The following is a 23,659-nucleotide window of genomic DNA, read 5'->3' on the forward strand; positions in this document are numbered from 1 at the left end:
CTTAAACAGCCTTTATAAAAAAATGAACAACATAGGAGAATAATGATGGCAATGAGTGCTCATGCAATTGAAACGCTTATTCGTGAAGGCATTCCTGATGCTACTGTAACAATTCGTGATCTTGCTGGAGATGGGGAACATTATGCTGCAGAAGTTATTTCTGAAAGTTTTCGTGGTAAAACCCGTGTTCAACAACATAAAATGGTCTATGATGCCCTTAAAGGCAATATGGGAAATGACCTTCACGCCTTAATGTTGCAAACAAATGTCCCAAAATAATCTAAAATTTCTTCTTGCATTCACACATTTAATACGATTAAAAGCAGTATGAATATAAATTACACACTGATAAAAATCTGAAATATCGAGGGATAAAAATGACCACTGTTCATGATTTTATTGACAACGAAATTAAAACAAACGACGTCATTTTATTCATGAAAGGAACACCTGACGCTCCGCAATGCGGGTTTTCAGGACAAGTTGTTCAAATTCTTGATTATTTAGGATTGAATTATAAAGGGATTAATATCTTAACTTCTAACGAATTGCGTCAAGGGATTAAAGATTACTCAAATTGGCCAACAATTCCACAGCTTTATATCAAAGGTGAATTTATCGGAGGCTGTGATATTGTTAAAGAGATGTTTCAAAACAATGAGTTACAGGAACTTTTGAAAGAAAAAAATATTCCATGTAATCAATCATAGGTATCTTTCATTTTATTCAGACTCTTAAAAAGAGCTGTTTTCAGACGAAATTTTTATTTCAAGGATGCCATATGTCATATTCAGTCGATGAACAAACGCATAGAGATGCGATTAGAAACAAAATTGGCTATAAAGAATTTGTTATTCTTATTGCTTCGCTCATGGCTATTAACGCTATAGCTGTTGATATTATGCTGCCAGCTATGCCCGATATTTTAGACGGCTTAAATGTTCTCAATGAAAATGATCAACATTATATCATTTCGAGTTATCTTATTAGCTATGGTATTGCTCAAATATTTTTCGGTCCAATAAGCGATAGGTATGGACGACGTAAACTTATTCTTCTCGGGCTTGCTTTTTATTCATTTACGGCGATTGGCTGTGCCTTTGTAACTGATTTTTCTCTCTTACTTATTTTACGTATCTTGCAAGGAATTGGAGGGGCTGCTATGCGAGTTCTTACAGTTTCCGTCGTACGTGATCTTTACAGTGGTCGAAAAATGGCAGAAGTTATGTCTATTGTTATGATGGTTTTTCTTGTTGCACCAATGATTGGTCCCGCAACAGGACAGATCATTTTACTGCTTGGACATTGGCAATATATTTTTATTTTCATGGCAATGATTGGTTTAGGACTGATGATTTGGATTCAACTGCGCTTGCCTGAAACTCTTTATGCGCAACGCTCTCTTTCCTTTTCTTCAGTTAAACACAACTTATGGATTGTAATAACCAATCGTACAACACTTTGCTATACACTTGCAACTTCCATTATTTTAGGCTGTATCTTTACCGCCGTTAATACATCACAACAAACATATGAAGGGATCTATAATCTAGGACTTTGGTTCCCTATTGCTTTTGCAGGTGGTGCTGCATTTCAAGCTCTATCATCATTCTTTAACTCTCAACTCGTTGGACTCCTTGGAATGCGGCGTATTGCTCATACTATGCTTTTGCTCTTTTGTGCCACTTCATGCATTTGGTTTATTGGGTCCATCTTAGCAGGTGGTGTTATCCCTTTTCCTTTTTATATGACGTTATATTGTATATTAATGTTTACCTGCGGTGGTATTATGGCTAATTTCAATACACTCGCTCTTGAACCTGTAGGAGAAATAGCTGGAACAGCTTCTTCTGTATCCGGCTTTCTTCAAACATCTATCGGTGCAGGACTTAGCTTTTTTATTGCCCAACAATTTGATGAAACAACCATCCCAAACTCAGCAGGATTTTTCTTTCTGAGTCTCACTGCCATACTTCTCGTCTTATGGGCTGAACGTGGTCATCTTTTTAGGCAATATCATAGTAATCCTAACGAATAAATATTACTACGAAAGATTAATAACATCTCTCTTGAACAATAAGAAGATAAACCTATCAGACAAAATAAAACATCTTCAAATAGAACACTCTTGTGTTAAACATTCACATTGTTTGTTTAAAGATACAGCTCTCGAAATATCAAATCATTTCACGACAGCACCCATAAATGGTATAATGTAAAAAAACAAACATACCTATTGTTGCAACAACTCTTGTCTGTGAAACGGTTTATTAAAAAATATTTTTATTCTTTTCTTCAATAGTTTTTATGAAGACGGGCTGGTCTCTCATCTCATGATAGGCAAACAAACAGTTTTGATTGATTTAACCTGAACAAGATCGAAATAAGAGAAAAACTTACGCTTTAAGTCTTTCGTTCAATATAAAAAATAATAAATTATCTTTATAAATTAATATCTTACATAATCATAAAACCATAGGGAATTTTCCCATTTATAAAATACATTTAATTGATAAATTTTCCTGATTTTGGAAATCCTCTTGGAACCAAACGCCCGACGCCCGCACGCATTCCCATCCATTCAATGAGATCATCAGCTTGACGGTTAAAGATTCGTTCAGCTGTATCTTGCCAACTTAAGCCTTCTGATAAATTAAAAGTCTTGGCATCAACAACACCACCTTCTTTATAACGCTGTAAACGAACACCTTTACCGCGATTCATTTCTGGTATTTGTTCAATAGAAAAAATAAGCATTTTACGGTTTTCACCAACTACAGCCACATGATCACCATTTACCGGAACACAAAGCTTTACCTTATCAGGAGCTTTCACATTCATCACTTGCTTTCCTTTTCGTGTATTGGCGATCACTTCTGCAGAAGAAACAATAAAACCATTACCGTGAGATGAAACCAAGAGCAATTTTTCCTCGGCGTGATGCACAAAAGCTGTGAGAACATCGTGCTCATCATCCATATCAACTAAAAGACGAATAGGTTCACCATGTCCCCGCCCTCCAGGTAAACTATTTGCACCAATAGCAAAAAACTTTCCACCCGTACTGATCAGCACAATCTTGTCGGTTGTAAATGCCGGAAATGCTAACTTTAAACTGTCTCCTTCTTTAAAAGAAAGCGCTTTATAATCGGTCAAATGTCCCTTCAAAGCGCGCATCCACCCCTTTTCAGAAATAACAATAGTAATCGGTTCTTTTTCGATCATTGCTTGTTGAATATCATCAAGATCATGTCTTGGTGCCTCTTCAAACGTCGTACGTCTTTTCCCCAAGAGTGTTTCAGGACCAAAAGTGTTTCGAACTTTTTTGATTTCTTCTGAAATTATTTTCCACTGTTTTATAGGAGAAACTAACAAATTCTGTAGCTTTTCTTTTTCAGCTTTCAAACTTTCAAATTCTTTACGAATTTCAAATTCCTCAAGCTTACGCAAAGAACGCAAGCGCATATTAAGAATAGCTTCAGCTTGATTTTCTGTTAATTCAAACCGATTAATCAGCTTCTTTTTCGGTTCATCCTCTTCACGAATAATCTGAATGACCTCATCGAGATTTAAATAGGCAATAAGATATCCATGAAGAATTTCCAATCGGCTATCAATTTGATCAAGCCGATAATGAGAGCGACGAATAAGCACTTCTTGACGATGTTCAAGCCATTGCTGCAAACTTTCTCGCAAAGAAAGGACATTGGGTATTTTTCCCAAAGACAAAACATTCAGATTAAGGGGAAATCTTACTTCAAAGTCAGTCAATTTAAAAAGAGACTCCATAAGGAGCTCCGGATCAACCGACCGATTTTTAGGAACCAGCACGATTCTGATATCTTCTGCTGATTCATCTTGGATATCCTCAAGCATTGGCAATCGGCGTGCAAGCAATAACTCTGCTGTTTTTTCAATAAGACGTGACTTTTGAATCTGATAGGGAATTTCAGTTACAACAATCACATAAGAACCACGGCTACCAGATTCCTGATGCCAACGTGAACGCAAGCGAAAGAATCCACGCCCAACACGATAGGATTCCTCAATACTTTTTTTAGGTTCAACTAAAATTCCCCCCGTCGGAAAATCAGGACCAAGAACAAATTGATTTAATTCCTCATCATTTACATCGGGATGCGCAATCAAATGGAGTGCTGCATCACAAAGCTCAGCAACATTATGGGGGGGAATAGATGTTGCCATACCAACAGCAATACCAGAAGAACCATTTGCTAAAAGATTAGGGAAAGCTCCTGGTAAAACAACAGGCTCTTCATCTTCCTCATTATAGGTTAAACGAAAATCAATAGCATTCTCATTAATTCCTTCAAGTAACAATGCAGCCACTTCAGTCATACGTGCTTCCGTATAACGCATGGCAGCAGCATTATCACCATCAATATTACCAAAATTGCCTTGCCCATCAACCAACGGATAACGAACAGCAAAACTTTGAGCCAAGCGCACCAAGGCATCATAAATAGATGCATCCCCATGAGGATGAAATTTTCCCATGACATCACCAACAATCCGCGCACATTTCGCATAAGACTGTCCAGGATTTAGTTTGAGAAGACGCATCGCATGAACAATCCGCCGGTGGACCGGCTTCAATCCATCACGTACATCAGGCAATGCACGGTGTGTAATCGTAGAAAGTGCATAAGCCAAATAACGTTCCTGTAAAGCAGAACGTAATTCTATTGGTTCAATATGTTCTTTATCAAAAGGTAAATTCATTTTATCAGACATAGTATTAAAACAACAATTCCCACAATAATAAGAAATTATTTTATAGGATTTATTTAATGAAATCTTCTATGAGTCGACTTTTTTATTAAAAGTCAATTACATAAAAACAAACGCTGCAATTAGAACATGAACAGAAAATTATATCAATTTGAAAAATTTATACATGTCCTTCCCCCTTGTCCTAAGTAATTTATTGAAAGCTTTGTCAAATTCGACGATAATTTAACTGCCCACAAAGAGTTATTTCATCTTTTCTGAAATGACAAAAGCACCTTTCAAACATCATCTTTTATTATAAAGATAAATTGTATAACAACCCCATTCAGTTTTTCTACGAAAAACCAAAAAAATGTTCAAAGCTTATGAAATTTAAACTTTTCAGAGTAAGTCCATAGAATGGAAAACCACATTATTCTCATAAAAACGAAGAGACACAATTCTCTGCTACAACGTTATAAAAACTTCAATAAAAAATAAATAATATATTGACATATAAAGATAATTAATTTTTTTTAACTAAAATGAGGCTCCCGAATATTATAGAATTCTTTTATTTCTAATTTATTCATGATCAAGCAATTATAATTATTTCCTCACCTATCACAAGGGGAAAAGCCACTATAGAAACAAGGAATAAAAATGCCTCATAAAGAATCAACACAATAGCGTTTTGCCTATCTAAATTTCACAAACAGTACACGCACACACCGTTGACTCTTGAAAGGCATCAAAACTTCACTCTACGTAGAAAAAGACGAAAACAATCCATTATCAACTTATGAGCTATTTTTGTGAGTAGGAGCCATGCGGATTCCTAAATCACGTAATTGTGTAGGAGAAACATCAGACGGAGCGCTCATTAAAAGATCAAGCGCCTGTTGGTTCATAGGGAATAAAGCAACTTCACGCAAATTTTTAACACCTTGTAACAGCATAATAATGCGGTCAATTCCCGCAGCCATGCCACCATGTGGCGGAGCCCCATAATGGAATGCACGATAAAGACCACCGAAACGATCTTTCACAACTTCCTTAGAAAGTCCTACAAGTTCAAAAACTTTAAGCATCATTTCTGGTAAGTGATTACGAATTCCACCTGATGCAATTTCATAACCATTGCAAACAAGATCATATTGAAAAGCTTTAATAGTAAGAGGATCTTGGCAGGCAAGGGCATTTTCTCCCCCTTGAGGCATGGAAAAAGGATTATGTCCAAAATCAATCTTTTTTTCATCTTCATTCCATTCAAAAAATGGAAAATCAACAATCCACGCCAAAGAGAAACTATCTCTATCAAGAAGATCTAATTCTTCCCCTACCCTTGTGCGTGCTGCTCCGGCAAAAGATGAAAACTTTTTTGGATCGCCAGCTACAAAAAAACAGGCATCCCCACTTTCAAGACCAAGCTGTATACGGATTGCTTCAGTCCTCTGTTCACCAATATTTTTGGCGATAGGCCCTGCTCCTTCAAATTTTCCTTCTTCTTCACGCCAGAAAATATAGCCGAGCCCTGGTTGCCCCTCGCCTTGTGCCCATACATTCATACGATCACAAAAAGCACGACTTCCACCCGTTTTAGCTGGAATAGCCCACACTTGTGCATTCTCATCATTCGCTAAAATTTGAGCAAAGACTTTGAAACCAGAATTATAAAAATGCTGAGAAACATCTTCCATAATGATCGGATTACGCAGATCAGGCTTATCAGAACCATATTTTCGCATTGCTTCATCATAGGAAATGCGAGGAAAGCTTTGTGTCACAGTCTTTCCATCTGCAAATTCTTCAAAAATAGAACGCATAATAGGTTCCATAGTTGCTAAAACATCTTCTTGCTCAACAAAACTCATTTCAACATCTAATTGATAAAATTCACCAGGAAGACGGTCGGCCCTTGGATCTTCATCTCTAAAACATGGAGCAATCTGAAAATAACGATCAAAACCTGACATCATCAATAACTGTTTATATTGCTGTGGTGCTTGCGGTAGCGCATAAAATTTTCCCTGATGAACACGACTTGGAACCAAAAAATCACGTGCACCTTCCGGCGATGAAGCTGTCAAAAGTGGCGTCGTAAATTCCGTAAAACCATTATTTTGCATAGCTCGTCTCATAGCCACAATAATTTCAGTCCGACGCATGATATTTTTGTGCATAGTCTCCCGACGCAAATCAAGAAAACGATATTTTAATCGAATATCTTCTGGATAATCAGGCTCACCAAAAACCGGTAAAGGAAGCTCATCAGATTTTGAAAGAATTTCTACCTCTTGTGCAAAAATTTCAATCTCACCTGTTGGAAGCGTTGCATTAATAACCTCATCAGAACGAGCACATACCTCCCCATCCACACGAATAACCCATTCAGAACGCACTTTTTCAATAACTTTAAAAGCTGGTGAAGCAGGGTCAGCAACAATTTGTGTGATTCCAAAATGATCACGTAAATCCACAAAAAGAATCCCTCCATGATCACGAACACGATGAACCCACCCCGAAAGACGAACTTGTGTTCCTACATCACATCTACGGAGAGCCGCACAATGATGACTGCGATAACGATGCATGTTTTTTGCCTTTGATTATAATATTCACATGCGCTACAAACGCTTTTTAATAACCATTTGTCAAGATATGAGAATAAAAACTCAAAAATAAAGTCAACAAAGGACAAATTTAATTTATCGAATTATAATAAAATGATGAATCTTATTACACAAACAACAGATCTTGAAATTGCACTTAACGCTCTACGTACCTCTAATTTTGTAACAGTCGATACTGAGTTTATCCGCGAAACAACTTTTTGGCCTCAACTGTGTTTAATACAGCTCGCCTCACCAGATGTTACAGTTTTGATTGATCCCATAGCACCAGATATTGATTTACAACCATTTTTTGACCTTATGGTCGATAAAAAAGTTGTAAAAGTTTTTCATGCTGCGCGCCAAGATATTGAAACAATTTATCATCTTGGAGGTGTTATTCCTTCCCCTCTCTTTGATACGCAAATAGCAGGATCCATTTGTGGATTTGGTGATTCTATCTCCTATGATCAAATTGTACAACGCTGTACAGGGCATCATCTTGATAAATCCTCCCGCTTTACAGACTGGAGTTACCGCCCTTTGTCTGAAAAACAACTGCTCTATGCACTTTCCGATGTAACTTACTTAAGAGATGTTTACTTGTTATTGAAAAAAAGGTTAGAGAAAAATCAACGAGCTCACTGGATGGATGATGAAATAACAATCCTTTTAAATCCTAAAACCTATGATATGCCAGAAGATGAAGCATGGAAAAAAGTGAAAGGAAAAATTAAAAAGCCACGTGAACTTGCTGTATTACAAAAGATAGCAGCTTGGCGGGAACGTGAAGCACGAAAATACAATATGCCACGTCGTCATATCATAAAAGATGAATGTCTTATAGAAATAGCAACCCAACAACCAAAAGATGAATCTGCATTAAAACGGTTGCGCAGTCTTAATAAGAACTGGGATAAACTCTCAATTGCTCAATCATTAATCAAAGCTGTCCACGAAGGATTAGAGGTGGATCTTTCTACTTTACCCCCCATTCCTAAACATAATCCACTCAATGATACGACAGCCGCTGTTATCGATCTACTCAAAGTGTTATTAAAAATTGTTGCAAATGAAAACAGCATTGCCCCTAAAATTATTGCAACATCTAATGATTTAGAAAAAATTGCCAATGGAGGAATAAAGAAAAATATTCCCGCTATGAATGGCTGGCGCTATGAAATATTTGGACAAAAAGCCGAACAACTTCTAAAGGGCCAGATAGGGTTTTACTTTAACGATGGAAAAATAAGCACAAAACAGCTTTAATTTACATTTTCATTTTGAAAAATCCATTACGCTACTCATTATCTACATCAATTGGTATGCCCTATAGGCCAACGCAAACAGGATAAATAAAGCCTACTTCTGACAAAGTTAAAAAATTAAATAGTAAACTCTTATTAAAATGATAGCTAAATCTTTATCAGGTCAATTAAATAGAAATCCCATTAAAAATAATCTAAAAAAACAGACAGTTCCTTATTTAAAAGTTTTGAAAAAAAAAGTTCTGATAATAAAAGCGCATTCATTACAAAAATAGCAGCCTAGAAATAGGAACAAACAAAGATATAATGCCTCACGTCACCATATCCGTATTAAAAACTACCAAGATTGCAATCTAACAATCAAAAACGAGCCAGCATAACAACTAAAATACCTAACAAAAGCAATATATTGATTTCTAACGATAATCTAGCGTTATTTATATTGAATTAGACCTCCGAATATCGTAAGATTCTCTCATTCCATCTCAATAAGACTCATAAAGTTTCACATAAGAAATTATATGATAAAGCGCTGTTTTTTATAAATTAAACACCTTTCAAAGGATTCGAAAATCATGGTTAATAAATAGTTGTGATTTATTTCTATTTTTTATAGTGAAAGGATTTTATAATGACTGAAATGATATTCTTTTGACAGACCGTGAAAGTGCAAAACTGTTTCATATGAGTATTTCAACATTCCAGCGTCATGTAACCAATGGATCTCTCCCAAAATCTTTAAAACTTGTTTTTTATCGCGTTGGTTACAATCGTAATCTTATGAAGATAATCGAGCAAGCTAAACAGAAACGTTATAACGACACAGCATAAAAAGAAAACCTTTTCACGTAAAAATGGACAAAACTTTTCATTTTCACATGAAGCTTATGAAGTGAAAAATCCATCCTGTGATGCAAGTAACAGAATAAAAAAATTATGTTTTCTTTTATGAATGCTTAGGCATTACAAATGCTTTGCGTGGTGTCTAGCATGGGCGTTATGGAACAAGTCCTATTGTCCAGCTCATGATGATAGGCTACCTAGTTTATCCCTCGTCAATGGCCCTATTATTAAGACATAAAACACGAATAAATTAGGAAAAAAATCAAAAAATTTCAAAAGCGAGAGGTTGTTTTATTATTTTTGATAACTTCTGTAATCGTCCAAGAGGACGTTCTCCTAATAACCCAGCGTAATTCTTTGGGATCTGCAGGATAATATGATCTGCTTTTTTATGCCACAATAAATGAGGTAAAATTCCTGCAACAGAAGCACTAAAAAGATGAGCAATACGCATAGTTTCGCCAAGAATACGTGCTTTTTCAATTATATTTTGAGTTGCTAATTGAAAAATGGGAAGAGATTCTTTATCAACCAATAAACTCGTATTGCGAAAAAAAACAGCAAGCGCCGCATAAAGGCGCCCTTCATGAGAAATTCCTGGATAAGATCCTAAAGCTATTTGATTTGCTGCTTCATTGCCTCGATAATCTGGATGTATACGCCAACCAATATCCGCAAGAAGACAAGCGGCTTGACGATAACGGCATTCATTTTCGGTTTCTGAAATTCCAAAAACTTCAAAAGCATTCGTCGTAAAATCAATGAGTTCTTCTGCTTGTTTTGGTGAACGTGCCCGTAAAATAGCCATTTCTGTGCATGCTGCAATGAGAGGATCTGAAAGTCGAATCGCCTGCGGCAATCGTGAATAAAGAAAACCTTCACGAACGCCAGCACCAGAAAAGATTATCTTTTCAAACTCCATACACTGAATGAGTTCAATAAGAACTATTGCCCCATAAGATAAAAGTTTTCGACGGTTCTGAGAAACCGCTGCAATCCCTCTCATATTATCAATATTGCCACGTGCTACAAGACGTAAAAAGTTCTCCATTTCAACAGCATCAACTTCATAGCCATGCATAACAGGGAGCCGATAGTGTTTCATTGCCATATGGAGTTTTGCCAAATTACGCCATGTCCCCCCTACTGCATAAAAATAACGTGCTATACCTTTACGAGCACGAACAACAGACGATTTATAAAATTGCTCATGTACAATTTTTGTAGCTACAGCACTATCATTATTTGACATATACTGTAGCCTTAAACCACCCAATGGGAGCGTTATCCCTTCACCAACATCAGAATGATCAATATCAATCAGCTCAAGACTTCCACCACCAAGATCCCCAGAAATACCTTTTGGTTGATAAAAAGTAGACACAACTCCATATGCTGAATACATAGCTTCTTCACTTCCTGAAAGAAGATATATTTTATTTTGCAAAATATCTTCAGCATGCTGAATAAATGCTACGCCATTCTGTGCATCTCGTGCTGCTGCTGTTGCTAAAGTATAGACCTCATCTGCCCCAATCTGTCGACAAAGCGTACGAAACCGTTTCAGTGTTTGCAACGCCATTTTCATCGATTTTTCTTCTAAAAATCCTGTTTTCGCCACACCATGACCGAGACCACAAAGAATCTTTTCATTAAATAAAACTGTTGGTGATCGAACAAGCCCCTCATAAATAACCAACCGAACAGAATTTGAGCCAATGTCAATAACAGCAACAGGCTTACGCCCTTTTAACCGACCTTGAGCATCTCTATATGTCATTGGATTTTAGTCTTTATGTATTTCGGCTTGTTGCCGATGCAACGCAACCAAGCGCGAAACAGAAGACTCAAAAGACTCATTTTCCCCCGCAAAACTTGTATTGGCCATAAAATACTCCTGCGCATTAAATAGACTTTCACCTATCTGCGGTGTAATACGTTTTGATGTTCCATCCTTAAGTATATCAAAGCTTTGTTGATTATCAATGATATTAGCTAACATAATCTGTAAAAGAATTTTTTGACGCACTATTTTATTAAAAACCGGAACCAATATTTCAATACGATAGTCCAAGTTACGAGGCATCATATCAGCAGAGCCTAAGTAAACGAGTGCATTTTCATTAGGCAAATCTTGACCATTCCCAAAACAAAAAATGCGACTATGTTCAAGAAAACGCCCGACAATTGATTTTACACGAATATTATCCGAAATTCCTAGAATACCAGGACGTAAACAACATATCCCCCGCACAACCAAATCAATTTGCACCCCTGCTTGACTGGCACGATATAAAGCATCAATAATTTCAGGATCAACCAATGCATTAACTTTCATCCAAATAGCAGCAAACCTTCTCTGTTGTGCATGAACAATTTCTCCCTCAATATGCTCTAAGATACGACCACGCAGTGTTAAGGGTGAAAAAGCAATCTTCATTGTTTCATTTGGACGCTCATATTGCGCAATATAATTGAATAATAACGCAACATCATGAGCGATATCATCATCCGTGGAAAAAAAAGAAAGATCGGTATAAGTTTTAGCATTAATGGGATGATAATTTCCTGTTCCAAGATGAACATAAGAGCGAAGACGTTTTCCCTCACGTCTCACAACTAATGACATCTTAGCATGCGTTTTTAATGCAATAAAACCAAAAATAACTTGAACCCCAGCACATTCAAGATCCCTGGCCCAACGAATATTTGCTTCCTCATCAAAACGTGCTTTAAGTTCTACCAAAGCAGTCACAGACTTTCCCTGTTCAGCTGCTTCAATCAAAGCGCCAACAATTGGACTATCATTTGATGTACGATAAAGTGTTTGTTTTATTTCTACAACATCAGGATCGCAAGCAGCTTGACGTAAAAATTGGACAACAACATCAAATGTCTCATAGGGGTGATGAATCACGATATCATTTTCACGAATAGCCGCAAAACAATCCCCTTTATGTTTACGAATACATTCTGGAACACGAGAAATATAAGGAATAAATTTAAGATCATCGCGGGGAATAGAAACAATTTCTGATACCGTATTAAGCGCTAAAAATCCGTCAAGGACATTAATACAATTATCAGGAACAGCGAGACTATTCGCTATAAATTGGCGTAAACTCTCTGGCATTTTTGCGTCAAACTCAACTCGAATAACCTGCCCACGGCGCCGCCTTTTGAGAGCAGTTTCAAAAAAATGAACAAGATCCTCAGCTTCTTCTTCTACTTCAATATCGCTATCTCGGATTATTCTAAATGTACCAATTCCTTTAACCTCATAGTTAGGAAATACATGTTTAATAAAAAGGCAAATAACATCTTCAGATGCGATAAAACGAAAATGATTACCTTCTTGAGGAAGAAGAACGAAACGCCTTAAAAGCATTGAAATAGACAACAACACTGTGTGTGAATTCTGATCAGTTTCTCCAGACAATTGAAGCCCAATAGAAAGCCCTAAATTAGGAATAAATGGAAAAGGATGAGTAGAATCAACAGGTAAAGGTTTTAAAACAGGAAAAATTGTCTCAAGAAAATATTTTTCAAGCCATGATTTTTCAATTTCTGAAAGATCATCAGAACAAATAATTTCAATATCATTCTTTTTTAATTCATCACGTAAAACATTCAATTCTCGTAATTGGTGAGCCTGCAGCTTTGAAATCTCAGCTAATACAATATCAAGTTGTTCCTGTGGAGTGTGCCCATCTGCACTGCACGCTGTAACGCGAGCACGAATTTGAGCTGCTAGTCCTGCAACACGAACCATAAAAAACTCATCAAGATTTGCAGCTGAAATAGAAAGAAATTGTAGACGTTCTAATAAAGGATGTTTCGAATTAGCCGCTTCCATCAAAACACGATTATTAAATTGTAGCCATGAAAACTCTCGATTAATAAACCGTACCGGATTTTTCATTGTTATATTCGATATAGAAATTTTATCTACCACCCTCTGTTCCATATATCCTAAATAATTTTCTTTTATATTTTCTAAAATCCTTGACGAAATATCTCACATAACATTTGATAATATGTTATCATCATAATAATATATCAATGCCTAACTTCCCTCATCATTTTTCCATTTAATATTTAAAAATACTTGGAATTATTGCTATGCGCAAAGCACTAAAAGTAAGACAACTATTCTAATATAGCATAAAAGAAGAGAAATTTGTCTTAAAAAGCATCTTGCATTATTATACGCTTTATTACAAACTCACGCCTATAAAATAGAAGAGCCCAATCATAGCTGATGAGAAAATTTATTCTGGAGTTTGTATGCCATGGCTGATCACAATATTCCTCATTTCCAAAATGACCTTGGATATAAAACAATCGAAATTGGTGTGAAAGAATTTATGTGTGTAGGCGCTACACACCCATTCGATCATCCTCATATCTTTATCGATATGGGAGCAGCAGATGAGAAAATTTGCCCTTACTGCTCAACCCTTTATCGTTATGTTCCCTCGCTATCATACGATCAAACAAACCCAACAGGATGCTTATATCATCCAGAAAAGCTATTATAATTGCGTTTTTTGGCTTTCTTAATAACCCCTCTTTTAATTCTGCTTGTTTAATATGAAATCATTTGTGGAACAATCACCCATCATCGTTGGAGGAGGGATTGCTGGTTTAAGCACTGCTTTAGCACTCGCTCATAAAGGAATTGCAAGCACCATTATCGAAAAGTGTAAGCAACTTGAAACGATAGGCGCTGGTATTCAACTGACACCAAATGCAACATCTATTCTTGCTCGCTGGAAACTTCTTAACAAACTCACTGAAGTCGCGACAATCCCATATTTTCTTGAGTTAAAAGATGGATTATCTTTAAAAATACATCTACGGGCTCATCTTATTAATCTAACAGAAAAATATTGGAAAGCCCCTTATATGACGATTCACCGCGCGGCTTTACAAAAAATTTTATATAATGCAGTGATTGAAAATCCTTTGATCAAATACAAAGTAGGCGAAACGATTGTATCTTCTACCCAATCTGCAAGCAACATTAAAATCACGACAATAAAAACAGATACGGCAACAGAACAGCTTTATTCAACGCCCCTCCTGATCGGATGTGATGGCGTTTGGTCAACATTACGGCAACAATCTCCTTTTCATGAAAAAGCAAATTTTAGTGGCTTTATTGCTTGGCGTGCAACAACAACATCTGATAATCTTCCTCAAAACTTTCGTTCTTCATTGCAAAATATGAAGACAATTACGGCTTGGATGGGATCAAAAAATCATCTTGTTGTCTACCCCATTCAATCGTCAGAAAAAATTTTTAATTTTGTCGCCATTACGCATGGAGAAAATTCAAAAGAAGGATGGGCCCATAAAGGAGATAAAGAAAAACTCAAATCTCTTTTTAAAGATTGGAATTCAAAAATCTTAGAAATCTTTGATCATATTGATGAATGGAGCTATTGGCCACTCTTTCAAATGAAACAAAATCGTTTTATCGGTTTAGAGAGACAAGTATTTGTTGGCGATTGCGCACATGCTGCCTTACCTTTTGCAGCACAAGGTGCCGCTATGGCAATCGAAGATGCCGCCACATTAGCAAAAGCACTTTCATTGAAAGATTTTTCATTAACGAAAGCACTTTCGCTTTACGAAACAATACGCACCCCCCGTATTGCAGCAGTAAAAAAACGCGCAGATTTCAATAGATTAGCCTATCACGCAACCGGTCCCATAGCAATTGCACGCAATCTCATGATGAAAATTCGTACACCAGAGAGCATTATGTCAGATCTCAATTGGCTTTACATGTATGATGCGATGAATTCTATAAAAAATAATGATAAAAACTTATAAAATTCTTCCGGCACTTTGAATATTACGAAAGAACGAGATTTTTTTAATTTTATGACACTAAAAAAATATCATAATTTACTCAAATAAAAGCAATATTTTTCGAAATCTACAATCCGATTTTAAAAGCTCAATTTTTAGCTCTCCTAAAAGCAAAAACACCACTCAAAATCAGCTCCCATCTTTAATCTTTTTTTAACTCAATTCTACATCAACAACACCCTGAATTAATTTCATAGCATTTGCGACATGTGAATTTACCTTATATCGCTTAGGAAGCGCAATTTCGACTTCTCGCAATCCATCCTCTTGAATTAAAATAAGCCCAACCTCTCCATTCCCCCCAAGATTTAAATTTTGTTCAATTTGTGGAAGCATATCAACTGTTTTTATAAAAAGACGCATCATTTTATGCTGTTGTAATGATTCATTTTCCAAAGACTGAATTGTTTCAATTCGCAAACTAACTCCTTCAGAACGATTTTCTGCGCTCACCGTAATAATAAAAGATTTTCCGGGTTCTAGCATCTCTTCATAATCCGAGAGTGCCTCAGAAAAGAGAACTGCTTCATATTGTCCACTTGTATCAGAAAAATGAATAATTCCCATTTTTTTACCAGATTTTGTTTTGCGCACGCTTTTTGCCACAACAGTTCCAGCAAGCCGTGCAGCTGTTGCTCCTCCTTTAACGGCATTGGCAAAATTACCCCAAGTCTGAATGCGTTTTTTGTCCAGAATAGCTTGATACTCCTCCAAAGGATGCGCAGAAAAGTAAAAACCTATAGCTTGAAATTCTCGATAAAGTTTCTCAGCCGGCAACCAAGGGGTTGTTTGCGATAAAATCAATGGTTCTTTTAATCCGCCTGCCATTCCAAATATATCAACCTGCCCGCTAGAATTGTCATCGAGAATACGAAGTGCACGCGCATGAAGGGTTCCAAGATTGGCTAATAAAACCTCACGTGCAATGTTAAAACAATCAAAAGCACCAGCACAAACTAAACTTTCCATCGCACGCTTATTAACAATACGAGGATCAACACGCGCACAAAAATCTTCCAAATCCTTAAAAATCTTATTCCCACGACAAGAAACAATATGATCTACAACAGTTTCTCCCACACCTTTAATGGCAGCAAGAGAATAATAAATACAGTTATCACCAACCTCAAAAACACGATGAGATGTTTGTATAGAAGGTGCAATAACTTCAATACCCAACCTTAATGCTTCGCGTCGAAAATCATTGAGCTTATCTGTATTCGTCATATCATATGTCATTGAAGCAGCTAAAAACTCAACGGGATAGTTTGCTTTCATATAAGCTGTTTGGTAAGAAACAATTGCATAAGCAGCAGCGTGCGATTTATTAAAACCATAATCGGCAAATTTTGCTAAAAGATCAAAGATAATATCAGCTTGATCTTTATCCACACCACCTGCAACAGCTCCATTGATAAAACGCGTACGCTGTTTTTGCATTTCAGCATGAATTTTTTTCCCCATAGCACGACGTAGTAAATCAGCTTCTCCAAGCGAATAGCCAGCAAGAACCTGAGCAATCTGCATCACCTGTTCTTGATAGACAATAACACCTTGTGTTTCTTTAATCAGATGATCTATCTTAGGATGAATAGAAGCAATTTCCTCTTCCTCATGTTTGCGTGCATTATAGGTTGGAATATTCTCCATTGGACCTGGACGATAAAGTGCAACCAGCGCAATAATATCTTCAATACGGTCTGGCTTCATTCCAATCAACGCCTTGCGCATACCAGAACTTTCCACCTGAAACACGCCAACCGTTTCACCACGTGCCATCATAGCATAGGTTGCTTCATCATTCAGAGGAATATTTGATAAATCTATTTTAATCCCCTTTCTGGCAACAAAATCGACTGCCATTTTCAAAACAGTAAGCGTTTTTAATCCAAGAAAATCAAATTTTACCAGCCCCGCCTGTTCCACATATTTCATGTTAAATTGTGTAACAGGCATATCAGAACGAGGATCACGATACATCGGGACAAGCTCCCAAAGTGGACGATCTCCGATAACAATCCCAGCAGCATGAGTTGAAGCATGACGATAAAGTCCCTCCAACTGAAGTGCTATATCTAATGCGCGGCCAACAACGGGATCTTTTTTCTTTTCCTCTTCAAATTTAGGTTCATCCTTAATAGCATCAGCTAATTCTACCTGACTTCCTGGCGTGGCAGGAATTAATTTTGTAAGATAATCCACCTGACGATAAGGAACTTCTAAAACACGCCCCACATCACGCAAAACTGCACGTGCCTGTAACTTACCAAAGGTAATAATTTGAGCAACTTGATCACGTCCATATTTTTTTTGAACATATTGAATAACTTCTTCGCGCCGCTCTTGACAAAAGTCGATATCAAAATCTGGCATCGAAACACGATCTGGGTTGAGAAAACGTTCAAAGAGAAGAGAAAACCGCAAGGGATCCACATCAGTAATTGTCAATGCATAAGCAACAAGTGAACCAGCACCAGAACCCCGTCCTGGTCCAACGGGAATGTCATGAACCTTTGCCCATTTTATGAAATCTGAAACGATAAGAAAATATCCAGAAAATTGCATACGCGTAATAACTGAAATTTCATAATCAAGCCGCTGTTCATAATCTGCAATCGTATACCCTTCAGCCAACCCTATTGCTTCAAGCCGCATCTTCAAACCAACTTTAGCCTGATTTAACAACTCACTATCTTCTATTTCTAAAGTAGTTTCTGAATTAATAGATTGTTCTATAAAACGAGGCAATATCGGTTTTCGAAGAGGCGAGGCAATATGACAACGCAATGCAATTTCAACACTATTTTCCAAAGCTTCTGGAAGATCAGAAAACAGTGTAACCATTTCATCTTGTGACTTCAAATAATGATCTGGTGTCACACGTTTGCGATCTGGATTAGAGACAATTTGTCCTTCTGAAACAGCCATCAGCGCATCATGCGCTTCATACCCTTCTCTTTTCAGAAAAAAGGCTTCATTCGTTGCTACAAGAGGAATTTCATGCGCATAAGCCAATTCAATAAGATCAGCTTCTACTCTCCGGTCATAAGAGCCATGCCGTTGTAACTCCACATAAAGACGATCAGCAAAAGATTTTTTCAAATAAATTAAGCGCTCAACAGCATGTTCTTTTTTCTCTTCTGCCAAAGAAAGATTAATAGGTCCTCCCTTTCCACCCGTTAAAGCGATTATGCCATCACTGTGTTCTGACAACCAATCAGCTTTAATATGAGGAGGATCAGTATCACACTTATCAAGATAAGCACGGCTCACAAGACGAACCAAATGAGCATAACCGGTTTCGCTAGCAGCCAAAAGAACAATAGAGCAAAAATCAGAAGGATTACGCCATTTAGCCAAACGTGAATGATCATTTTCATCACAAAAATCAACAGTAAGCTGACAACCAATAATAGGTTGGACCCCATGAGAAAGACAATGCTGTGAAAATTCCAAAGCACCAAATAAATTATTGGTATCGGTAATAGCAACCGCTGGTGCATGATCTGAAATCGTCTGTTGAATAATTTGGGGGATTTTTAAAGCCCCTTCGAGCAAGGAATAAGCTGAATGCACTCTCAAATGAATAAAGCGAGGAAGAGAATTTTTGTTCTCTTGCATTTGCATTTTATTTTTTACCACTCTCACAATTTCCCACTACAAAATAAATGCTAAACAGCACCCCTTATAAAAGAAAAAACTTCTGTTTATCATCAAACTTTAAAGCTATAAATTCATCATCCTACATAGGAGCAATATCCCAATTTTATTAATATTTATAAGAGAGTTCTATCAAGAAAATGCTTCTATTCACAGCAAATAAACACCTAAAATAAAAAGAAAAACAATATACCTCATCTAAGCACTTTAATTTTTGACCATTTAATTGTATTTTTCTTTAAATATTAATTTCTCTTCCTAAAGTTCAATGTGTAAATAAAGCAACCTTGTCTTTATGACTTTATCCCCAAAAAGCTCTTCTAAAGGTCTAGAAAAAACAAAAAGGGCAGGTTAAATTTGCTCATGCCTCCAAGTCTTCTTACCCCACTTTTTAATTCTATCCGAACTCTTTCTGGTATTACACCTAAAGTCTATGGTTTATTGACCAAACTCTTAGATGTTAATCCCACACAACGCGAAGCAACCCTTATTGACCTTCTTCAATTAATGCCCCATTCCGTTATAGACCGCAGAATGCGTCCCAACATTGCTTGTGCAAAAGAAGGAGATACTGTTACGCTCGAAATTATCATCGATCAGCATCAACCACCACCCCGTGGTCACAACCGAATTCCCTATCGTGTTATTGCCCATGATCACACAGGAAAAATAAATTTAGTCTTTTTTCATGCTCAACCTCTTTGGCTAAAAAAACAACTCCCCGAAGGAAAAAAAGTCATTATATCAGGAAAAGTTGAATGGTTTAATGGACAGCTTTCAATGGCGCATCCAGACTATATTGCCCCAAGCGAACAATCAAATCAGATACCTCTGATCGAACCTGTCTATCCCTCTACTGCCGGACTAACTGTAAAGACACTAAAACGCGCCATACAAAACGCTCTTGATTTTATTCCTCTTCTACCAGAATGGATAGATGAAAATGTAAAAAAGCAGCAAAATTTTCCTTCTTTTTCTGTTGCTTTACGCCGTATCCATGCGCCCATTAACCCCAATGATCTATCCTTAGAAAGTACAGCACGCAAACGTCTTGCCTATGATGAATTGCTCGCTTGTCAATTGGCACTAGGACTCGTGCGTTTGAAAACTAAATCTCTTGTTGGCACTTCTCGACCATCAACAGGAATTTATACTAAAAAATTGCTTAATATCCTCCCCTTTCAACTCACAACCGGACAAAAAAAAGCAGTAGAAGATATCGCAAATGATCTTGCTTCACCAGAACCGATGCTAAGACTACTTCAAGGTGATGTAGGCGCAGGAAAAACTGTTGTTGCATTGATGGCAATGGCACAAATTGCTGAAAATTCAGGACAATCAGCTTTAATGGCACCAACTGAAGTGCTTGCTAGGCAACATTTTGCCACCATCGCTCCTCTTGCCGAAAAGGTCGGATTACAAACAACGCTTTTAACAGGACGAGAAAAAGGGAAATTGCGGACAAACATCGTGAATGATATTTTGTCAGGTCAAGTTTCTATTGTCATCGGAACCCATGCTCTCATACAAAACAGTGTTACTTATAATAATCTCGCTTTAACCATTATCGATGAACAACACCGTTTTGGTGTCCATCAACGTATCGCTCTTACAGAAAAAGGCAATAAAGCTGATATGCTGGTTATGACCGCCACGCCCATTCCGCGCACACTTGTCTTAACAGCTTTTGGTGATATGGATGTCTCTAAAATTACCGAAAAACCAATGGGACGACAACCCATTACAACAGCAACGCTTTCTTTGAAACGTCTTCATGAGCTTATAGAGAGAATCGCAATTGCATTAGAAAAAGGAGAAAAACTCTATTGGATTTGTCCTTTAGTAGAGGAATCGACAGCTCTTGATCTCACTTCAATTGAAAACCGCTTTGCATTTCTCCATGAGCGCTTTGGAGCACACGTTGGTATGATCCATGGAAAAATGTCTACAGCAGAAAAAGAAGCCGCTATGGCATCTTTTAAATGTGGAAATACACGTATTTTAGTTGCAACCACAGTCATTGAAGTGGGAGTAGATATTCCAGATGCTTCGATCATTATCATCGAACACGCGGAACATTTTGGCCTTTCACAATTGCACCAATTACGTGGACGTGTAGGACGAGGCGATAAAAAGTCTTCCTGCATTTTGCTCTATAAAGATCCACTGACTAAAACAGCAGCAACACGCCTTAATATTATCCGCAATACAGAAGATGGTTTTGAAATCGCTGAAGAAGATTGGCGCCTACGAGGCGAAGGAGAGCTTTTAGGTACAAAACAATCTGGAGTCCCTGAATTTCATATAGCAAACCTTGCAGTTCATAGCGATCTTTTGTCAATGGCAAGAAAAGATGCTCGTTTATTTTTACAACGCGATCCTCATCTTTCTTCTGAGCAAGGACAAGCTTTACGGTTGCTCCTTTATCTTTTCGGACACAACGATGCTGCACGCCTCTTACGAGCAGGATAACAAAGACCCTCTAATAAAAAACTTAAATATCTCTCTGTTCAAATATGGTTTTTTCTTAGAATTACCCATAAATGATCTACGCAGTCTCTTACCATCTTTATGCTTCATGAACGAATAACAAATCAACTGCATTAAAACAGTAGAAGCAATATTGCGTCTTTTTTACCATTATATTCACATAGCTGATCCATTTTTTGATAGGTAAGAAAATATTTTTCGTTTTATCGTAAAGGATTGAGAAAGAAAAAAACTGTCTACAGCATTCTCGTTCAACAGAGAAAATGAAAAAATAAGTTTCATTATAAATCAATTTCTTACACTTGATTATTCTCCAAAAGATTCAGAAATATACTTTTATTCAACCGTGACTGATTTTGCTAAATTACGGGGTTGATCAACATCTGTTCCTAATAAAACAGCCGTATGATAAGCGATTAACTGAACAGGGAGTGCATAAATAATAGGAGAAATAAATTCTGGAACATCTGGCAAAGTGATCGTTGATAAAGTCTTAAGACAAGCCACCTCTGCTCCTTTTTTATCGGTTATTAAAATAATACGACCATTACGCGCTACCACTTCTTGCATATTAGAAAAAGTTTTTTCAAACCACCGATCATAAGGTGCAACAACAATAACGGGTATTGTCTCATCCACCAGAGCAATTGGTCCATGCTTTAATTCACCTGCCGCATAACCTTCAGCATGAATATAAGAAAGCTCTTTCAGTTTAAGAGCTCCCTCCAAAGCAATCGGATAAGAAGTTCCACGTCCCAGATAAAGAACACTTTTTGCATTCACCAAATCACGACAAATACATTCAATTTTTCTCTCTAATTTTAAGACCTCATTTAAAATACGTGGAACTTCTGCCAACTGTTGAACCAGTTGCTTTTCTATTTGAGCCGAGAGATAGCCACGTTGTTTAGCCGCACTAAGAGCGAGTGAAGCAAGCGTTGCCAATTGACAGGTAAAAGCTTTTGTTGAAGCAACACCTATTTCCGGTCCGGCAAGTGTTGGGAGAATAAAATCAGCCTCCCTTGCCATTGTTGATTGCTCTACATTCACAATTGTTGCTGTTTTTACACCCCGCTCACGACAATAACGCAAAGAAGCCAATGTATCAGCTGTCTCACCAGATTGAGAAACAAACAGCGATAACACATCAGACGTTATAGGAGGTTCACGATAACGAAACTCCGAAGCAACATCATTATCAACACTTAAAGCGGCAAATTTCTCAAACCAATAGCGCGCAACTAAGGTTGAATAATAAGCCGTTCCACAACTCGCAAAAAGGAGACGATGAATATTTTTCCAATCAATCAAATTCTCAAGGGGTCGAACGACATAATTTCCAAGATCAAGATAATGCGCCAAATTATGAGAAATCACTTCAGGTTGTTCAAACATTTCCTTGTGCATAAAATGACGATGATTACCCTTAGAAATCAATAAAGCCCCTTCAAGTAATGTCGTCACAGGACGTTTTACCGGTTGATTATTAGCATCATAAATTGTAACACCTTCCCGTGTGAGAACAGCCCAATCCCCATCTTCCATATAGCTAATATAATCAACGAATGGTGCCAAAGCTATGGCATCTGACCCCACAAAAAATTCATCTTTTCCATAACCAATTGCCAGAGGTGGACCAGAACAAGCCGCAATCATAAGGTTATCTTCACCTTCGAAAATAAGAGCAATAGCAAAAGCCCCCTGCAGCCTTTTCCAACTGGTACGTATGGCTTCTTGCGGAGAAAGACCATCTTTTAATGCACGCGTTATTAAATGTGCAATAACTTCCGTATCCGTCTCTGTTTCAAAGATACAACCATCCTCTATGAGTTCCTTTTGCAGTTCTACAAAATTTTCAATAATACCATTATGAACAATCGCAAGCTTTTCAGTCACATGGGGATGCGCATTGCGTTCAACAGCAATTCCATGCGTAGCCCAACGGGTATGACCAATCCCTAAACTTCCCTCCAGAGGTGTTTTTTTTAATTTTTCTTCTAAATGAACAAGCTTCCCCTCAGCACGTACACGATAAAGATGCCCATTATAGACCGTTGCCACCCCAGATGAATCATACCCTCTATATTCAAGACGTTTTAACCCCTCAACCAAAGAGGACGTAACACACCTCTTTCCAAGAACTCCAATAATTCCACACATTAAAAAGCTCCAACC

At 37.3% G+C, this 23,659-nt stretch carries 13 protein-coding genes and 1 pseudogene; 8 read left to right on the plus strand and 6 right to left on the minus strand.

Annotated elements, in window-relative coordinates:
* The first annotated feature begins 45 nt into the window (after positions 1-45).
* The 3 genes from ACFILT_RS01530 (at position 46) to ACFILT_RS01540 (ending at position 2,038) form a co-directional block, all read left to right on the plus strand.
* Positions 46-279 (plus strand): BolA family transcriptional regulator, encoded by a 234-nt coding sequence (locus tag ACFILT_RS01530; RefSeq protein ID WP_273791183.1) that lies wholly within the window; start codon positions 46-48, stop codon positions 277-279.
* A 98-nt stretch (positions 280-377) separates the two neighbouring features.
* Positions 378-710, plus strand: a complete 333-nt coding sequence (gene grxD / locus ACFILT_RS01535) for a Grx4 family monothiol glutaredoxin (RefSeq protein WP_375606638.1) — start codon at positions 378-380, stop codon at positions 708-710.
* Between the two features lie 71 nt (positions 711-781).
* Complete coding sequence (locus ACFILT_RS01540) at positions 782-2,038, plus strand: multidrug effflux MFS transporter (protein ID WP_375679466.1); 1,257 nt, start codon at positions 782-784, stop codon at positions 2,036-2,038.
* Positions 2,039-2,505: 467 nt separating this feature from the next.
* Here the strand turns inward: ACFILT_RS01540 and parC are convergent, their stop codons facing one another.
* Together parC and aspS are read right to left on the minus strand one after the other, a co-directional pair.
* Positions 2,506-4,755 (minus strand): DNA topoisomerase IV subunit A, encoded by a 2,250-nt coding sequence (gene parC, locus ACFILT_RS01545; RefSeq protein ID WP_375679467.1) that lies wholly within the window; start codon positions 4,753-4,755, stop codon positions 2,506-2,508.
* Positions 4,756-5,531: 776 nt separating this feature from the next.
* Positions 5,532-7,325, minus strand: coding sequence for an aspartate--tRNA ligase (aspS, locus tag ACFILT_RS01550; protein ID WP_375679232.1), 1,794 nt, complete (start codon positions 7,323-7,325; stop codon positions 5,532-5,534).
* 132 nt (positions 7,326-7,457) lie between these two features.
* Between aspS and rnd the strand changes: the two genes are divergently transcribed.
* Positions 7,458-8,612, plus strand: coding sequence for a ribonuclease D (rnd, locus tag ACFILT_RS01555; RefSeq protein WP_375679231.1), 1,155 nt, complete (start codon positions 7,458-7,460; stop codon positions 8,610-8,612).
* Positions 8,613-9,256: 644 nt separating this feature from the next.
* Positions 9,257-9,442, plus strand: a pseudogene (locus ACFILT_RS01560) (helix-turn-helix transcriptional regulator).
* 274 nt (positions 9,443-9,716) lie between these two features.
* Here the strand turns inward: ACFILT_RS01560 and ppx are convergent.
* Together ppx and ACFILT_RS01570 are read right to left on the minus strand one after the other, a co-directional pair.
* Positions 9,717-11,234, minus strand: coding sequence for an exopolyphosphatase (gene ppx / locus ACFILT_RS01565; RefSeq protein WP_375611538.1), 1,518 nt, complete (start codon positions 11,232-11,234; stop codon positions 9,717-9,719).
* Positions 11,235-11,240: 6 nt separating this feature from the next.
* On the minus strand, positions 11,241-13,421 hold the full coding sequence (locus ACFILT_RS01570) for an RNA degradosome polyphosphate kinase (protein WP_375679468.1): 2,181 nt from the start codon (positions 13,419-13,421) through the stop codon (positions 11,241-11,243).
* Between the two features lie 325 nt (positions 13,422-13,746).
* Here ACFILT_RS01570 and ACFILT_RS01575 point away from each other — a divergent pair, with 325 nt between their 5' ends.
* Together ACFILT_RS01575 and ACFILT_RS01580 are read left to right on the plus strand one after the other, a co-directional pair.
* On the plus strand, positions 13,747-13,995 hold the full coding sequence (locus ACFILT_RS01575) for a zinc-finger domain-containing protein (protein WP_375611536.1): 249 nt from the start codon (positions 13,747-13,749) through the stop codon (positions 13,993-13,995).
* Between the two features lie 52 nt (positions 13,996-14,047).
* Complete coding sequence (locus ACFILT_RS01580) at positions 14,048-15,295, plus strand: FAD-binding protein (protein ID WP_375679229.1); 1,248 nt, start codon at positions 14,048-14,050, stop codon at positions 15,293-15,295.
* A gap of 192 nt (positions 15,296-15,487) precedes the next feature.
* Here the strand turns inward: ACFILT_RS01580 and dnaE are convergent, their stop codons facing one another.
* Positions 15,488-18,955 carry a DNA polymerase III subunit alpha gene (gene dnaE / locus ACFILT_RS01585; RefSeq protein ID WP_375679490.1) on the minus strand — a complete coding sequence of 1,156 codons (3,468 nt, stop codon included), beginning with the start codon at positions 18,953-18,955 and terminating at the stop codon, positions 15,488-15,490.
* 402 nt (positions 18,956-19,357) lie between these two features.
* Between dnaE and recG the strand changes: the two genes are divergently transcribed.
* Positions 19,358-21,466 carry an ATP-dependent DNA helicase RecG gene (recG, locus tag ACFILT_RS01590; RefSeq protein WP_375679469.1) on the plus strand — a complete coding sequence of 703 codons (2,109 nt, stop codon included), beginning with the start codon at positions 19,358-19,360 and terminating at the stop codon, positions 21,464-21,466.
* 354 nt (positions 21,467-21,820) lie between these two features.
* Here recG and glmS read toward each other — a convergent pair whose 3' ends face one another.
* Complete coding sequence (glmS, locus tag ACFILT_RS01595) at positions 21,821-23,644, minus strand: glutamine--fructose-6-phosphate transaminase (isomerizing) (RefSeq protein ID WP_375679227.1); 1,824 nt, start codon at positions 23,642-23,644, stop codon at positions 21,821-21,823.
* Between the last annotated feature and the right edge of the window lie 15 nt (positions 23,645-23,659).

It is taken from the genome of Bartonella sp. AP7XZML (genome assembly GCF_042195745.1).
Classification (GTDB): Bacteria; Pseudomonadota; Alphaproteobacteria; order Rhizobiales; family Rhizobiaceae; genus Bartonella.

Excerpts from the sequence above, each read along its gene's own strand:
- ACFILT_RS01530 (WP_273791183.1), top strand. The coding sequence starts at position 46 with ATGGCAATGAGTGCTCATGCAATTGAAACGCTTATTCGTGAAGGCATT.
- grxD (WP_375606638.1), top strand. The coding sequence starts at position 378 with ATGACCACTGTTCATGATTTTATTGACAACGAAATTAAAACAAACGAC.
- ACFILT_RS01540 (WP_375679466.1), top strand. The coding sequence starts at position 782 with ATGTCATATTCAGTCGATGAACAAACGCATAGAGATGCGATTAGAAAC.
- parC (WP_375679467.1), bottom strand. The coding sequence starts at position 4,755 with ATGTCTGATAAAATGAATTTACCTTTTGATAAAGAACATATTGAACCA.
- aspS (WP_375679232.1), bottom strand. The coding sequence starts at position 7,325 with ATGCATCGTTATCGCAGTCATCATTGTGCGGCTCTCCGTAGATGTGAT.
- rnd (WP_375679231.1), top strand. The coding sequence starts at position 7,458 with ATGATGAATCTTATTACACAAACAACAGATCTTGAAATTGCACTTAAC.
- ppx (WP_375611538.1), bottom strand. The coding sequence starts at position 11,234 with ATGACATATAGAGATGCTCAAGGTCGGTTAAAAGGGCGTAAGCCTGTT.
- ACFILT_RS01570 (WP_375679468.1), bottom strand. The coding sequence starts at position 13,421 with ATGGAACAGAGGGTGGTAGATAAAATTTCTATATCGAATATAACAATG.
- ACFILT_RS01575 (WP_375611536.1), top strand. The coding sequence starts at position 13,747 with ATGGCTGATCACAATATTCCTCATTTCCAAAATGACCTTGGATATAAA.
- ACFILT_RS01580 (WP_375679229.1), top strand. The coding sequence starts at position 14,048 with ATGAAATCATTTGTGGAACAATCACCCATCATCGTTGGAGGAGGGATT.
- dnaE (WP_375679490.1), bottom strand. The coding sequence starts at position 18,955 with ATGCAAGAGAACAAAAATTCTCTTCCTCGCTTTATTCATTTGAGAGTG.
- recG (WP_375679469.1), top strand. The coding sequence starts at position 19,358 with ATGCCTCCAAGTCTTCTTACCCCACTTTTTAATTCTATCCGAACTCTT.
- glmS (WP_375679227.1), bottom strand. The coding sequence starts at position 23,644 with ATGTGTGGAATTATTGGAGTTCTTGGAAAGAGGTGTGTTACGTCCTCT.